Annotated in this window: 12 protein-coding genes and 1 tRNA gene; 6 read left to right on the top strand and 7 right to left on the bottom strand. The window is 64.6% G+C overall.

Annotated elements, in window-relative coordinates; translation table 11 throughout:
* Window positions 1-272, top strand: a 272-nt coding sequence (locus V7D81_RS05665; protein ID WP_324315153.1) for a hypothetical protein, incomplete at its 5' end; no start/stop codon positions are given.
* A 130-nt stretch (window positions 273-402) separates the two neighbouring features.
* Here V7D81_RS05665 and V7D81_RS05660 read toward each other — a convergent pair.
* Window positions 403-1,548, bottom strand: a complete 1,146-nt coding sequence (locus V7D81_RS05660) for a Fic family protein (RefSeq protein WP_324315152.1) — start codon at window positions 1,546-1,548, stop codon at window positions 403-405.
* A gap of 547 nt (window positions 1,549-2,095) precedes the next feature.
* Window positions 2,096-2,171, bottom strand: a tRNA-Phe gene (locus V7D81_RS05655).
* Window positions 2,172-2,472: 301 nt separating this feature from the next.
* Between V7D81_RS05655 and egtB the strand changes: the two genes are divergently transcribed.
* The 5 genes from egtB (at window position 2,473) to V7D81_RS05630 (ending at window position 10,138) form a co-directional block, all read left to right on the top strand.
* Window positions 2,473-3,762: an ergothioneine biosynthesis protein EgtB gene (gene egtB / locus V7D81_RS05650; protein WP_324315150.1), complete on the top strand. Its 1,290-nt coding sequence runs from the start codon at window positions 2,473-2,475 to the stop codon at window positions 3,760-3,762.
* Window positions 3,763-3,820: 58 nt separating this feature from the next.
* Window positions 3,821-4,789, top strand: a complete 969-nt coding sequence (egtD, locus tag V7D81_RS05645; RefSeq protein ID WP_324315148.1) for an L-histidine N(alpha)-methyltransferase — start codon at window positions 3,821-3,823, stop codon at window positions 4,787-4,789.
* Window positions 4,790-4,824: 35 nt separating this feature from the next.
* Window positions 4,825-5,706 (top strand): alpha/beta fold hydrolase, encoded by an 882-nt coding sequence (locus V7D81_RS05640; protein ID WP_324315146.1) that lies wholly within the window; start codon window positions 4,825-4,827, stop codon window positions 5,704-5,706.
* A 206-nt stretch (window positions 5,707-5,912) separates the two neighbouring features.
* Window positions 5,913-6,068: a hypothetical protein gene (locus V7D81_RS05635; protein ID WP_324315144.1), complete on the top strand. Its 156-nt coding sequence runs from the start codon at window positions 5,913-5,915 to the stop codon at window positions 6,066-6,068.
* Between the two features lie 257 nt (window positions 6,069-6,325).
* Window positions 6,326-10,138 (top strand): hybrid sensor histidine kinase/response regulator, encoded by a 3,813-nt coding sequence (locus tag V7D81_RS05630; protein ID WP_324315142.1) that lies wholly within the window; start codon window positions 6,326-6,328, stop codon window positions 10,136-10,138.
* A gap of 94 nt (window positions 10,139-10,232) precedes the next feature.
* On the opposite strand, the gene V7D81_RS05625 is transcribed toward V7D81_RS05630, so the two are convergent.
* From V7D81_RS05625 to V7D81_RS05605, 5 genes are all read right to left on the bottom strand, one after another.
* Complete coding sequence (locus V7D81_RS05625; protein ID WP_324315140.1) at window positions 10,233-10,505, bottom strand: oxidative damage protection protein; 273 nt, start codon at window positions 10,503-10,505, stop codon at window positions 10,233-10,235.
* 120 nt (window positions 10,506-10,625) lie between these two features.
* Window positions 10,626-11,045, bottom strand: a complete 420-nt coding sequence (locus tag V7D81_RS05620; protein ID WP_324315138.1) for a PaaI family thioesterase — start codon at window positions 11,043-11,045, stop codon at window positions 10,626-10,628.
* Between the two features lie 99 nt (window positions 11,046-11,144).
* A complete protein-coding gene (gene mutY, locus V7D81_RS05615) occupies window positions 11,145-12,194 on the bottom strand; it encodes an A/G-specific adenine glycosylase (protein ID WP_324315137.1) in 1,050 nt (349 codons plus the stop codon).
* On the bottom strand, window positions 12,191-12,637 hold the full coding sequence (locus tag V7D81_RS05610) for a hypothetical protein (protein ID WP_324315135.1): 447 nt from the start codon (window positions 12,635-12,637) through the stop codon (window positions 12,191-12,193). Before V7D81_RS05610 ends, mutY begins: the two co-directional genes overlap by 4 nt.
* Window positions 12,638-12,814: 177 nt before the next feature.
* Window positions 12,815-14,995, bottom strand: a complete 2,181-nt coding sequence (locus tag V7D81_RS05605) for an AsmA family protein (RefSeq protein WP_324315134.1) — start codon at window positions 14,993-14,995, stop codon at window positions 12,815-12,817.
* Between the last annotated feature and the right edge of the window lie 53 nt (window positions 14,996-15,048).

Below are 15,048 nucleotides of genomic sequence, written 5' to 3'. Positions count from 1 at the left end.
CGTTGATCGCCATCGTCTCGCTCGCGGAACTGGCGCCGCCGCAGCGCATCGTCGAGCGACCCGTCTCGAACTGGGCGCCGGTGCCCGATCCTGTGGCCGTTGATGAGTCTACTGAAGAAGCCCCGCCGACCCTGATCGCCAATCCGTTCGATCCCAGCGAAGTGTTCGAACTGCCGCCCGGCCTCACCCGCGACCAGGCGCGCGACATGGTCGCGGAGTTGCTGCTGAAGCGTGCCAGCGAAAGGCAGGTTTACGCGGGTCATCGCCGCTGACTCGGTGGCCTTCGCGGCTCCGGTCTTCTTTCACCAGTCTGACGTCTGGCCGGGCATGTCATGTTCGGCGAGTTTTTCGACAGCCGCCGCTGAGGCAATGTCCGCGTTGCGCGTGTCGCTCAGCATCTTGCTAGGCCACCGGATACAGTCTTGGAAACCACCGCTCGATCACATCGATCGGAAATCCCAGACGCAGCGGCGCCTTGTGCGACTCTGATACGAGCAGCTTCTTTTCGACAAGGGCGGAGATCACACGACGGGCGGTTCGCTCGCTCACGTCGAGGAGCCTGGGAACACGCCCTCGATCCAGATCTCCAGAGAGCAAAGCCTCTCGCAGCAGAGCAAAGCTACGCCTCGGCAGACGCTCTGCATCCTCTTCATCCCGCACATACAGCTCGATGCGGCGTTGCAGCTCCGAGGGTTCGAGCAGCTCGCGCATGTAGCGAACCTGATCGAGACAGCACTCGAGAAAGAAGGCGCAGAAGTCGATCAGCGCGCTTTGCGACAAAGCACCCCGGCCGTCGAGATCGCCTTTGCGTGGTTCATCCGCTGCCATCAACAGACGCTTGTAGTCGGCTGAGCGACGCGCAAGACCCCTGGAGATCGACCATAGAGCCGAGCCCACACCGAGATCGAGCAGCATCGCATGCGACATCAAGCGCGTGACGCGACCATTACCGTCGAGAAACGGATGGACCCACAGAAGTCGGTGGTGAGCCGCAGCGGCGGCGATGGCTTGTCGCGGTTTCGTGAGTCGTTCCGAGGAATAGGCATGTTCGAAACGATCCAGGAAAGCCGGCAAGTCTTCGCCCGGTGGCGGCACGTGCCGTCCCACCGCCACTCCTCGCCTGCGCAACTCACCCGGGACGACCTGCAACCGCTCATGCGTATCCGGATTCTCGACCGTGAGCAGACTCTCTGGCAGCCGCGAGCAGAACTCTCGGTGCGTCCACTCGATGAACGCTCGTGAAGCCGGCGGCCTGGGAAAATCTGCGCGTGCATCGATCATTCGCTGCACCTCGATGTGAGCGCGCGCTTCGAGCTGCAAATCCCGCCGATGAGGGTCGGCCGAATAGTCCGCTGCCAGCGCACGATCGATATCCCGAGGGTGCGTGTTGTGACCTTCGATCAAGTTCGAGTAGTAGCAGTTCATCGACCGAACCAGCTCGGCCACCGACATTCGAACGGTGGGATGAAGCTGTCCGGAAAGTTCACTGGCTTCGCGCGCCAGATCGAACGCGAGGTTCTCCAGCACGTCGGTGCCTTCCGCGGGCATGAACGGCTCGGCAGCAGTGGGCCTCAAAGAACTCCCTCAACCGGGCCATCGGTGGCCGGATTTGTGGCCGGAATAGTAGATGCAGAATCAATGAATTGTAACTATCTCGGCCCCTGTAATGGCCGGATGGCTGGCCGGATCCCGGAAAGCGCCCGGCGGCTTGAACAAACACGTTGATCAAGGAAAGGTCGAGGCGCATGGCGTTCTTCGCCACGCTCTTTCAACCGCTCTTGCGGCGGTATGCCACGTTGCATCTCGACGCGCTTGGCCCATGTCTCGGCTTCCGCTTTGGTGTCAAAGAATCGGTCTGATCCTTGATCCCGCCTACTCGCACGCGTGCGCACCAAGTCTTCTTCGAACGCTTGTTCGAACGTTGATCAATGGATGCCATGTCAGATCTCCACGAGCGAGTGGAGACCGTCTAGCGAGGTGTTTAGCTGCTCGTCCACATCTGGGTTCGTGATCGAAAACTGGTCCGATGGTGTCATGTTCAACGCGTTACAGTCCGCGCGGTGAACCACGAAAAACCCTTGTTTTCTCGGGGAAATGGTGGCCAGGGTCGGAATCGAACCAACGACACGCGGATTTTCAGTCCGCTGCTCTACCAACTGAGCTACCTGGCCACGGAGGGCTGATCGGGCATGAGCCCGGGTCTCGGACCGGAACGGCCGGAGGGGCGCGTATTAGAGCGGTGAGGCGACGGGCCGTCAAGGACAAACCGGGTCGGGTCTGCGCGGGATTGTCCAAGACGACCAGCGTCTGGCGGCACATGCTGCACGCCACGAGAGACGGCGTAAGTCCATGTTTTTATGGGACGAACGGAGGGGACATGGCGATATCGGCCCGCTGCAACTTTCGTCGCGCATCAGGCGTTGGATCAGCTCTTCCCTTGCCGGTTACGCATACACATATAAGGAGCGAGTAATGGCAACCGCGAAGACCCTCCCCACCGGATATCCGGCGCATGCGCTGCTGTCGCCGGCGCAGCGCTATTCGCAGGTGCGCGCCCTGTCGGTGGCGATCTGCGAGCCGCTGCAGATCGAGGACTACGTCGTGCAGAGCATGCCGGAGGCGAGTCCGGCGAAATGGCATCTCGCGCACACGAGCTGGTTCTTCGAGAAATTCCTGCTGAAGCCGCACGCGCGACGTTACGCGTCGTTCGACGAACGGTTCGACTACCTCTTCAACTCGTACTACCAGACGCTCGGCCCGATGCACGAGCGGCCGAACCGCGGGCTGCTGACGCGTCCGACGATCGCTGAGGTGATGCGATATCGCGCGCATGTCGATGAGCACATGCAGCGCCTGCTCGAAGACGAGCCGGAGAACTTTCGCATCATCGAACTGGCGACGCTCGGACTGAATCACGAGCAGCAGCATCAGGAACTGATGCTCACCGACATCAAGCACCTGTTTTCCCGCAATCCGCTGCTGCCGGCCTATCGCGCCGCGACGCCCGGCGTGCCGTCGCATCCCGTCGATCCGCTGCGCTTCGTGACGTTCGACGGCGGCATCGAGGAGATCGGCGCCACCGGCAAGCATTTCTGTTTCGACAACGAAATGCCGCGGCACCGTGTGCTGACGGAAGCGTATGCGCTCGCCGACCGGCTCGTGACCAACGCCGAGTACGCCGAGTTCGTGCGCGACGGCGGCTATCGCCGCGCGGATTTCTGGTTGTCCGATGGCTGGTCCACGGTGTCGAACGAGGGCTGGACGCGGCCGTTCTACTGGAATGAATCGCTCGACGCAGAATTCACGCTGGCCGGCATGCAATCGCTGGATCCGGCCGCGCCGGTCTGCCACCTGAGTTATTTCGAGGCCGACGCTTTCGCCCGCTGGAGCGGCGCGCGGCTGCCCACCGAGGCCGAGTGGGAGCTGGCGGCGGCGCGAACGAGGATCGAAGGCAATCTCCTTGCGCGCGATCTCGCAGCAGCGCCGCTGCATCCGCAAGCTGCCGGCAACGGCGAGCGCGTCCGCCAGCTATTCGGCGACGTGTGGGAATGGACCGCTTCGTCCTACCTCGCCTATCCCGGCTATCGGCCCGCCGCCGGCGCGCTAGGCGAATACAACGGCAAGTTCATGTGCAATCAGTTCGTGCTGCGCGGCGGCTCCTGCGTGACGCCGGCAGATCATGTACGTGCGAGCTACCGGAACTTCTTCTACCCGCAGGCGCGTTGGCAGTTCATGGGACTGCGGCTGGCGCGCGATCTCTGAGAGTCCCCTCCCTGCCCTCCCCCGCAAGCGGAGGAGGGAAGCAAGTCAGGAGTCCATGATGTCGAAGCGTCCGAATGTCGTTGCCGCCTCCCGTGTCGACGAGCTGAGTGCTCCCGTGCTCGAAGGCCTGCGCCGCACGCCGAAAGAACTGTCGCCGGTGTGGTTCTACGACGAATACGGCTCGACGCTGTTCGACAGCATCTGCGAACTGCCCGAGTACTACCTCACGCGCACCGAACTGGCCATCATGCAGGCGCATGCCGCGGAGATGGCGCAGATCATCGGTCCGCAGGCCGCGCTCATCGAATTCGGCAGCGGCACGAGCCTGAAGACGCGCCTGCTGCTGGATCAGCTCGTGGCACCGGTCGCCTACGTGCCGGTGGACATTGCCCGCGAGCATCTGATCGAGGCGGCCAACACGCTCGGCCGCGACTATCCCGCCGTACGCATCTATCCGGTGTGTGCCGACTTCACCCAGCCCTTCGACCTGCCGAAACCCGCGCAGGCGGCGCAACGACGCGTCGTCTACTTCCCGGGCTCCACTCTGGGAAATTTCAGTCGCGATCAGGCGCGCCAGGTGCTGGAACGCATGCGTGCCATCGTCGGTGCAGAAGGCGCCGTCCTCATCGGCATCGATCTGAAGAAGGATCCGGACATCCTGCGGACCGCCTACAACGATCGCGCTGGCGTCACCGCACAGTTCAACCTGAACTCGCTGCGGCACATCAACCGCGAACTGGGCACCGATTTCGACCTGCGCGGATTCCGGCACGAGGCCGTGTGGAACGAAGCGCAGAGCCGGATCGAGATGCATCTCGTCAGCACGCGCGATCAGACGGTGACCGTCGCCAGTACGCCGATCAGATTCGCCCAGGGCGAACATCTGCGCACCGAGTTCTGCCACAAGTACACGCTGGAGAGCTTTTCCGCACTCGCCGCTTCGGCGCGTCTGGCGGCAACGCGTATCTGGATGGATGCAGAAAACAAATTCAGCGTGCAGCTGCTAGAGCCCACCCGACTGCAATAGACGACGGTCGCAGCGCGCGGCGTAGAATCGCCGGCATGAGTCGCGCACTGCCGTTCTTCCCCGGGTTCGAGCCCGTACGGATCGATACGGGCGAAGCCGTCATTCACGGCGTGCGATCGGGCGATGGACCGCCGGTGCTCCTGCTGCACGGATGGCCGCAGTCTTTACTCATCTGGCGGTTGCTGGCGCCGCGCCTGGCCCAGCGCTTCACGGTCATCGTCACCGACCTGCGCGGCTACGGCGACAGCAGCAAGCCCGCGGACGGCATCGATCACGAAGGCTACTCGAAGCGCTCGATGGCGCGCGATCAAGTCGCGGTGATGCGTGCGCTGGGACACGAGCGGTTCTTTCTGGTCGGACACGATCGCGGCGCACGCGTCGCGCATCGCATGGCACTGGATCACCCGCGGTCGCTGTCGAAGATCGTGCTGCTCGACATCGTGCCGACACGCACGCTGTACGACAACATGAGCAAGGCACTCGGCCTCGCCTACTTTCACTGGCTGCTGTTGCCGCAACCGGCGCCGCTGCCGGAGACGCTGCTCGGCAACAGCATGGAGACGTTTCTTCGCGGCGTCTTTCGCGGTCTCGTGCCGTCCGTCATCAGCGAGCGCGTATTCGCCGAGTACCTTCGATGCGCGAGCGACCCGGCCACGCTGCATGCCATGTGCGAGGACTACCGGGCCGGCGCCACGATCGATCTCGTCCATGATGCCGCCGACGCGGAGCGGCGTATCGACTGTCCCTTGCGGGTGCTGTGGGGAATGCAGGGCGCAATGCACAGGCTGTTCGACGTGCTCGACACATGGAAAACCAAAGCCGACGACGTCACAGGCAGGGCATTGCCGGGCGGACACTGGATGCCGGAACAATGCCCGGACGAACTGTTCGACGAACTGACCGCGTTCCTGCAGTAACGCCGGACACCGGACACTGTCGCCGGCGTACGCGGACACTCCGCGGACACACGATCCGGACACGTCTCCCTGCGCCAGCGCAGGAATCACGCGGAATTCAAGGCTTTTCCGCGTCAATCGGCTGTGCATTCGCGTTGGCACGCTCCCTGCAATACCTAAGGCAAGTCCACGCGGTGGACGCCACCACAGATCCAAGGAGCCCTGCCATGTTCACTCGTCACATCGATCGCGGTTTCGTCCAGAGCGCCGTCTGCCTGCTGCTCGCCATCACGATCGTCAGCGGCACCCTCGCCGTCGGCGCACTCGGCGTCGAGTCGCTGGCCTCGAACCGCGCCATCGTCACCATCACGCAGATCGCCTGAGCGTCGTCCGGGCGCTGTGACCCGGATCACAGGATCATCGAACCGCGCAAAAGTGCGTCACGGTTCGACCGTGCGGCCGTTGCACCGCCCGCCCGGGCTCCCTTACATAAGCTCCATCGGAACGATGACAGCGCGTCCACGCGGACGTGGAAAAAGGCAACTCCCGCTCACAACACCGACGACAGAGGGGGATCGCCGATCCAGTTTTCAGGGCTTGGGCCGTTCTTAGGGAGAATGAGCGGCCCGCGGAGCGTTTGATGAAATCGAGAGGGGTTCTCGAAGTATTGGCCGGCCAGGCGTCCATCGTGGCGATCCTGGTGCTGGTGCTGTTCCTCTCCATCGCCGCTACGCCGCTGCTGCTGCAGAAGAAGGTCGTTGCGCAGCGCATCGGCGCCGACGTCGCCATCGCCAAGGCGTTCGCGATTTCCGAAGCGCTGCTGGTCGATCCGCAGAACGCTGCGTCGCTGACGCACAGCGAGCGCTCCTTTGCCTCGCGGCATTTTCCAGGGGCGCTGACCGATGGCGGGATGGCGGAAGGCGATTTCGCCACCGTCCTCGGGAAGCTGCGCGCGAACCCGCAGCATCCGCAGATCCACTTCGTCGACGTCGCCAGCCAGCCGCACCTGTACTACGCGACCAGCGACCGCAACGGCGGCGCACTGGTGCTGGATCTGCCGCTGGAACGCGAACGCGCCGCCATCGGCCGGCTGTTCGGTCAGTCCTATCTTTCGGTGAGCGCCGCCGGTCTCATCCTGGTGGCGTTGCTGATCTTCGGCATGTTCTGTCTGCGCGTGTACCTGCGCGGGCTGATCCGGCTGCCCGAAGACGAGCGCCGCAAGGTGATCCAGGATGGCCTCGCGAACGACGCAACGCGCCGGCACAACCTGCTGGGCTGGATGCTGGCGCTGTGCGCGCTGGTATTCGCGTTCGATCTCACCAACACGATGGACCCGGTGGTCGGCATGGGCTATCTGCTCGCCGTCACGCTGTGCCTGTCGTCGAACCGCACCTGGCACATCATGGCGGTCGCGGGCATCAGCGCGATCCTGCTGCTGATCGCACCGATCGTCTCCACCTACGATGCGCACTGGTGGATCTATCTCGAACATCACTCGGTGACGCTGTTTGCGATCCTGGTGACGAGCCTCTATGGCAGCGCCCACATGCGCAAGTCGCGCGCCGAGGCGCTGGCGCTCGCCGAAGCGGCGCGCTCGCGCGTGGAGACCGAAGAACTGCGCGCCGCCCTGCAACGCGCCGAAACGGCGGAGAACGATCGTCGCATCGCTGCCGACCGGCTGGCGATGGCGAACCAGGCGGCCGGCATCTCGATGTGGCACTGGGACGTACGCACCGACGTCGTCATGGTTGCCGAAGACAGCCCGTTCGTGCGCCGGCTCGGCGGTGTCACGCGCCTCATGGGCGCCGACTATGCGAAGAACTTCGTGCATCGCGACGATCTCGAGGCCTACACCCGCGCATTCACGCAGATGCTCAAGTCGCCGCCGGGCGGCGACGATCGCCTCCAGCACCGCTATCGGGTCGTCACCGCCGACGGCAGCGTGCAGCACCTGCAGATGCATGCACGCGTCCTGCGTCATCGCAACGGCAAGGTGATCGGCCTGCTGGGTGTCGACTGGGAAGTGACGCGCGAGGCGGAAGCGCTGCACGAGATCGAACGCCAGGCGCAGCAGTTGCGCGAGGTGCAGGAACGCTTCTCGCGTGCGGTGTCGGGAACGCAGGACGTGCTGTTCGAGATCGACACCCGTTCGGGACATGCCTGGGTCTCGCCGCGCTTCTTCGCGATGACGGGTTACGTGCCCGGCGAACAGGAAGCCAGCATCACCTCGCTGTACCGGATGGTGCATCCGGAGGATCTGCCGCGCCTGCAGCAGACGACGGAGAATCATTTCCGTCGCAACGAGCCGTTCGACATCGAATACCGCCTGCGCTGCAAGAACGGCCACTGGATGTGGTTGCGCAGCCGCGCCACCGCACAGCGCGACGAATCAGGCCGGCCGACGCTGCTGTCCGGATCGATGCACGACATCACCGAGTCGCGCGCCGCGCGCGAGGCGCTGGTGCGCGCCAGCGAAGAAGCCGAGGCCGCCAGTCGCGCCAAGAGCACGTTCCTCGCCACGATGAGTCACGAGATCCGCACGCCGATGAACGGCGTGATCGGCATGACGGGGCTGCTGCTCGACACCGGCCTCGACCGCGTACAGCGCGAATATGCCGAGACGATCCGCGCCAGCGCCGATTCGCTGCTGACCATCCTCAACGACATCCTGGATTTCTCGAAGATCGAAGCCGGCAAGCTCGACATCGAACGCATCGACACCGACCTCATGGCCAACGTCGACGAGGTCGGCTCGATCATGGCGTTCCAGGCCGCGGCCAAGGGCCTCGAACTCGTCGTCAACGTGCGGCCCGAAGTGCCGCAGCACGTGGTCGGCGATCCGCAGCGTCTGCGACAGTGCCTGCTCAATCTCGTCGGCAACGCCATCAAGTTCACCCAGAGCGGTGAAGTCGTGGTCGAAGTGTGTTCGCTCGGCCGCCAGAACGGCCGTGCGCTGGTGCATTTCGAAGTGCGCGACACCGGCATCGGCATTCCGCCGGAATCGCTGGCGAAACTGTTCCAGCCGTTCACGCAGGCCGACTCCTCGACGACACGCCGCTTCGGCGGCACGGGACTCGGGCTCTCCATCGTCCACAAGCTGGTCGAACTCATGGGCGGCCAGGTCGGCGCGCAGAGCGAAGTCGGCAAGGGCTCGGCCTTCTGGTTCACGCTGCCGATGGAACCGGCGCTGGAGAGCGAAGAACCGCGCGAGTCGCAGCAGCTGAGCGGACGGCGCGTGCTGCTGGTCGACGACAACGCCACCAATCGCCGCGTGCTGGCGACGCAGATGATGCACGCCGGCTATGAAGTCGACGTCGCTGCCTCCGCCGAAGACGCATTGACGCTGCTGCACAGCGCGGGCAGCGCACCGTTCGATGTGATCGTGCTCGACTACCAGATGCCGGACATGGACGGCGCGATGCTGGGTGAACGCATCGTGCAGGACCGTTCGATTCCGCCGGCGCGTCTGATCCTGCTCACGTCGCTGGATCGCTCCGGCGACATCCAGCGCTTCGCCAACATCGGCTTCGCCGCCTATCTCACCAAGCCCGTGCGCACGCGCGAGCTGGTCGAAGCGCTGAACAAGGCGCTCGCGCACGATGCCCAGGACTGGCACCTGCGCAGCCAGCCCATCATCACGCGCAATACGCTCATCGCCGGCGAAATGAAACGCTGCTATTCGGGTCGCGTGCTGCTGGTCGAAGACAATGCGATCAATCAGCGCGTGGCGCGTCGCTTCCTCGAACGCCTCGGCTGCGAGGTCGTCGTGGTGGACAACGGTCTGCGCGCCGTCGAGGCCTGCGACAGCGAGCGCTGGTCGCTCATTCTCATGGACATGCAGATGCCCGTGATGGACGGACTGGAAGCCACGAGACTGATCCGCGAAAAGGAAGGCGACGGCCCGCGCGTGCCGATCATCGCGCTCACGGCGAATGTGATGATGGGCCAGCTCGAACGCTGTCTCGCCGCCGGCATGGACGACTATCTCACCAAGCCGCTCGACATCAATCGCCTGCAGGATGCGCTGGATCGCTTCCTGACATCGCAACCGGATGCAGAGCAGCTGCTGACGACGCCGGTTGCTGCCTCGACGAGAACGTCGGTGCGCCAACGGATCATGGAAGTTGCCGATGGCGACACGGAATTCGCCACCGACCTGATCACGACGTTCCTGCTCGGCGCCGAAGAAACCTTGCAGGAGCTGCGCAGCGCGGCCCGCACGGGCGAGCTGCAGGCGCTGGCTTGCGCCGCGCACAAGCTGAAGGGTGCCAGCGCCAATCTGCACGTCGAAGAACTGGCCGAACTCGCGCGCAATCTGGAAACCCGCGCGAAGACCGGCTCCGGCGGCGCGTGGAGCCAGGATGTGGAACGCATCGCGCAGGAATTCGAGCGCACGTCGGAAGTGCTGCGCGGGCTGATGAACGAAGGGATGAATCAGGCGGCGTCGGGCTGACGCCTGTCGCTGCTCTTCTCTTCCTGTGGGGCCGGCTTCAGCCGGCTTCTTCGGAGTCAGGCTGAAGCCTGACCTACAGGAAGAAGTCAGAGGCTCACTTCTCTTCCGGCACAAACTCCTGCGGCGCGTCCGAGCCGCCGCCGAAGAAGAACTTCTCCATCTCCGCCACCAGGAACTTGCGCGCCTTCGGCTCGATCGGCGACAGCCGGTATTCGTTGAGCAGCATCGTCTGATGCCGCACCCAGCGCTGCCACGCCTCCTTCGACACGTTCTCGTAGATCCGCTGTCCGAGTTCGCCCGGATACGGCGGCTTGTCGAGTCCCTCGGCGTCGGTGCCGAGTAATACGCATTTCACTGTTCTGGCCATGCAGAAGAGTCTAGCCGTCCAGGGCGACAGGAGGAATGGCCGCAAAAAAAGCACAAGGATCGCAAGACAGATCCGCCCCGGTACATTTCATTCTGGCCCTGTGGTCTTTGCGCCTTGCGGCTATTCGTCTGTCGTCATTCTGCGCCTGACGATCCGCAGCTTCGCCACCGCCGTGGCCACGACGACGCCGTCGGGGTCGCGCAGTTCGGCGGAGGTTTCGCCGTAGCGATGATCGCGCGAGAGCAGTTTGCTGACTGCGACGAACGGACCGATGCAGGCAGGCTTGAGGAAGGAGACGTTGAGGTTCGTCGTCACGGCGGTCTGTTCGACGGGCAGCACGGCGTAGAGCGCCAGCGCCGTCGCGGAGTCGAGCATGGCGGCGATGAGGCCGCCCTGCACGGTGCCGTGACGGTTGGCGAAATCGGGTCGGGCGAGGAAGTGCAGGGTGGCAGCGCCGTTCTCGGTGTCGACGTCGATGACTTCGCGGCCGAGCAGTTCGGCGACGGGCGGCTGGAAGCGGAGGATTTCGTTCTTGGTCATGGCCGTTGTTACTGGTCTCGTCCCCTCCTCCGCGAAGCGGGGGAGGGTCAGGGAGGGGGACTGCGGAGTCAGGCTGAAGCCTGACCCACAGCGACGGATCTAGTCCGACGACAGCATCGCAATCAGTTCGACCGCGGGCTTGGCAAGGCCGATGCGCGCCGGTTGGCGCGGGTCGTACCACAAACGGGTGTCGGCCTCTGCAATCGCAGCCGGTGTGCCGGCGACGCGGATCAGCAACGGCTGCAGCGTCAGGTCGTAGTGGGTGAAGGAGTGACGATAGTCAGGCAACTGGCGGCTGGCCGGGTGACCGGCAGTGCTCATCCAGCTCATCGCAGCGTCACGATCCTCGAACTGCGGAAAAGTCCACAGACCGCCCCAGAGGCCCGTCGGCGGACGACGTTCCAGCAGCACGGCACCGGCATCGTTCATGGCGATCACCGCGAAGGCGCTGCGTTGCGGACGGGCCTTCTTCGGCTTCGGTGTCGGCAGGCTCGTCTGCCGATGTTCGATGCGCGCGATGCAGTGCTCGCTCAACGGACACACAGTACACAGCGGCCGCGAGCGCACGCAGACCGTGGCGCCGAGATCCATGATCGCCTGCGTGTAATCCGCGACGCGCTGCGCGGGCGTGCACAGATCGGCGAGCCGCCACAGTTCACGCTCGACGCCCGTCTCGCCCGGAAAGCCGTCGATGCCGAAGTAGCGCGCGAGTACGCGCTTCACGTTGCCGTCGAGGATCGGATGCCGCTGGTCGCGCGACAGCGCCAGGATGGCGCCGGCGGTCGAGCGGCCGATGCCCGGCAGCGCCTGCACGGCGTCGATCGATTCCGGGAACACGCCGGCGTGATTCGCCGCGACGGCCTGCGCCGCCTTCTGCAGGTTGCGTGCGCGGGCGTAGTAGCCGAGGCCGGTCCACAGATGCAGCACTTCGTCCGTCGGCGCTGCAGCGAGCGCGTGCACGTCGGGAAAGCGCGCCATGAAGCGCTGGTAGTAGGGGATGACGGTGGCGACCTGCGTCTGCTGCAGCATCACTTCCGAAACCCACACGCGATACGGCGTGCGGTCCTGCTGCCACGGCAGATGCTTGCGGCCGGCGCGGTCGAACCAGTCGAGCAAGGCCGGCGCGAGTTCGCGGATGGCGGCGCTCATTGGGGTGTCGTTGCCTGCGCGCGCTGTTCGACGCCGCGGAAAATGTTCTTCGTGCTCTCTTCGAGCGTCCGCAGCATCCAGCGCCGTCCCGGAAACGGCGGCACCCAGAAATCCGGCACGATGGTGGTGCGGTAACTGACTCGCGTGCGCTCGTCCACCACCGACAGGTACACCTTGGTCTCGCCGAACTTCACGTCGCTGTGCGCCGGATCGGCCTTCGCTTCGAGTCCGAGCGGCAGTTCTTCGACGCGTTCGAGCCGCTTCACGTCGCGACAGAACGGACCGAAGCAGACGTGCAGCACGGTTTCGAGCATCGCCACGTAGTCCGCCGGACGTTCGGTCACGCGGGCCTCGAGAATGCGCGAATCGAGCTGACGATAGCCTTCGTAGTCGCGCAGGATGCGCTCGACGCGATCGATGGGCGCATCGAGGACGGCCACCATTTCGTATTCATAGCGTTTGTCGCTGTAGCTGGCGCGGGAGGATTCGATGTCGAAGGCGTGGCATGTCGCAGCGCTGCAGCACAGCGTGAAGAAGAGCCCCCACCCTGCCCTCCCCCGTCGACACGGGGGAGGGAAAAGAGAAGATGCGCTTCGCTGCGTCACGCGTAACTCCGGCAGCTATCGGTTGAAGAGATCCTTCAACTTGTCGCCGAGTTTTTCCTTGAGTTTGTCTTCCTGCTTCTTCAGTTCTTCCTTCACGCGACCTTTCGCATAGCCTTCGAGATCCGGACGGACCTTCGGATCGTCGAAAGTGCCGGTCACCGTGATGGGAATTTCCGCATCGACCAGGTCCTGCAACTGCGCGGGATCGGCACCTTCGCGCGGAATCTTCAGCACCGTGGCGATGAGCTTGTAGTCGAGCGTGCTCTTCGGCACATCGATGGTGCCCTTGCCGCCGATGCGCAGGTACTGCGAGGCGATGGCGAGATCGTCGTTCGTCAGCACGCCGTTCTTCAGGACGCCGCTGCCCTGCAGCGTATCGAACGTCGTGCGGGCCGGGCCGGCGCGTTCCGGTACCGCCTGCTGCCTGAGTACGGCGCGGGCGCGGCGGATCTCGTACCACAGATCCGTGCCTTCGAGCGCGCCGTCGGCGACGTTGAACGACACGTTGCCGTCGAGCGTGCGCAGCAGGTCGTCCGTATTGCGACCGCTGCCTGTCGCCTTGATCGTGGCGGTGCCGCGACCGGAGAAACGCTGGCTGTCGAACAGATCCTTGAACAGCGGCGCGAACTGGATGCCGTTCACCTGTTCGTCGAGGCTGATGCGCGCCACGTCGCCGGCCGCGTCGATGCCGATGTCGCCGCGATACGTGCCGCCGTACATCGAGGCCCCGGAAGGATTCAGGCGCACCTTGCCGTCGCGCGCATTCACGCCGAGCCGCAGCTTCGTGAATTTCACGCCGGCGAAGATCGCTTCGCCGATGCGCAGCTCGCCGCGCGCGTTGAGATTGCGCAGGGTGTCGACGGGGATCTCGGCGGGCGGACTCTTTTCCTTCGCCTCCTTCGTTTTCGCCGCCGCTTCCGCCGGTGCCGGCTCCAGATAACGATCCACATCGATGCGATCGACATCGAGGTCGAAACGCAGCGCCTCGTTCTCGATGCTGGCGAGACCGAGCGACCCCTTGGCCGTCGTGTCGTCGAGCTTCAGTTCGACGTCGTTCAGCATGGCGGTGTCGCCGCTCACGGCAACGGTGCTCGCAAAACTGAGCGAACCCAGCACGGCCGGATCGGTGGTCGTCGGCACGGCGACTCCCAGCTTCGGCAGCCATTCGCGCAGCGACACCGGCGCCAGCCGCAACGGTCCGCCCAGGCGCGGACTGTCCAGGATTTCCTCGCCATGCAGCGCGCCGGTGATGCGGGCCCCGGCGAGTTCGACCTGCAGTTCCGGCAGATCTGCGACCTGCGTCGCAAGATTGGCGACGACCTGCGACGCCTGCACCTGCACGGGGACGCCCGCGGCCGGAAATCCATCACCCTTCCAGGTCGTTTTCAGCATCAGGCCGTCAAGTTGATACAGCTCCTGACCGATATCGAGAGATACCGATCTGGCCCGGACCTGGACCGGAATGCCCTCGGGGGGATAACCCTGGCCCGACACCGTGACTTCGATCTCCGGGTCGTCGAGGCGATGCCGGTTGCCGCCCAGGTCCGCCGTTGCCGTGGATTCGACATGCACCTTGAAGGACAACGCATTGCCCTCCTCCAGCACGAAGCCGAGCTGCAGCGGGAAGGGCTCGCCGGATTGAAAGCGCCCCGACTCCAGGTTGAAGTCGCGCACGACGCGTCGCGTCTGTGTCTGCCGGTTTTCCATGGCGATGGACGACTCCCTGATCTCGATGCCGGCCAGCGTCTGGAACGAGGTCGACGAGGATTCGGCGGTCTCGGGCTGCGAGGCGGTGCGCTCGCGCAGATCGGCCCAGTTCTCGCGGCCGCGCTCGTCGGTGATGAGGCGGATACGCGCGCCATGCAGTTCCACGGTGCCGATTTCCAGCCGGCCGCGCAGCAACGGCCACAGGCGCGCACTCAGACGCGCACGTTCGATCGAGACGAAGGGTTCGTCGCCGAAGCCCGGCGCCTCGCTCAGCGAGGCCGCGCCGGTTTGCAGGGCCAGCCACGGAAAGACCGACAGCTTCAGATCGCCGCTGAGGGTGAGCTGGCGGCCGGTTTCGCGTTCGACGATCGCCGCGATGTCGTCGCGATAGTCGTTCGGATCGACGAACACGACGACCAGGACAACCGCCACGACGATCAGCGCCAGCAGCGCCGCAACGGTATAGCCGGCGATCTTGAGTATCCGCATCGTTCAACCTCGTGCCCGCAGTGGGTTTTCGCGCCCTGCGTGCGAGGACGCGT

Origin of the sequence: Povalibacter sp., assembly GCF_036735925.1 — a bacterium.
GTDB lineage: Bacteria > Pseudomonadota > Gammaproteobacteria > Steroidobacterales > Steroidobacteraceae > Steroidobacter.
This window is presented reverse-complemented; position numbering and strand designations above follow the sequence as displayed.

Bases quoted from the DNA above. Each gene is read 5' to 3' on its own strand.
- mutY (WP_324315137.1), bottom strand. From the start codon at position 12,194: ATGAGCGCCGCCATCCGCGAACTCGCGCCGGCCTTGCTCGACTGGTTC.
- egtD (WP_324315148.1), top strand. From the start codon at position 3,821: ATGTCGAAGCGTCCGAATGTCGTTGCCGCCTCCCGTGTCGACGAGCTG.
- V7D81_RS05605 (WP_324315134.1), bottom strand. From the start codon at position 14,995: ATGCGGATACTCAAGATCGCCGGCTATACCGTTGCGGCGCTGCTGGCG.
- V7D81_RS05630 (WP_324315142.1), top strand. From the start codon at position 6,326: ATGAAATCGAGAGGGGTTCTCGAAGTATTGGCCGGCCAGGCGTCCATC.
- V7D81_RS05660 (WP_324315152.1), bottom strand. From the start codon at position 1,548: ATGCCCGCGGAAGGCACCGACGTGCTGGAGAACCTCGCGTTCGATCTG.
- V7D81_RS05620 (WP_324315138.1), bottom strand. From the start codon at position 11,045: ATGACCAAGAACGAAATCCTCCGCTTCCAGCCGCCCGTCGCCGAACTG.
- egtB (WP_324315150.1), top strand. From the start codon at position 2,473: ATGGCAACCGCGAAGACCCTCCCCACCGGATATCCGGCGCATGCGCTG.
- V7D81_RS05610 (WP_324315135.1), bottom strand. From the start codon at position 12,637: ATGGTGGCCGTCCTCGATGCGCCCATCGATCGCGTCGAGCGCATCCTG.
- V7D81_RS05625 (WP_324315140.1), bottom strand. From the start codon at position 10,505: ATGGCCAGAACAGTGAAATGCGTATTACTCGGCACCGACGCCGAGGGA.
- V7D81_RS05635 (WP_324315144.1), top strand. From the start codon at position 5,913: ATGTTCACTCGTCACATCGATCGCGGTTTCGTCCAGAGCGCCGTCTGC.
- V7D81_RS05640 (WP_324315146.1), top strand. From the start codon at position 4,825: ATGAGTCGCGCACTGCCGTTCTTCCCCGGGTTCGAGCCCGTACGGATC.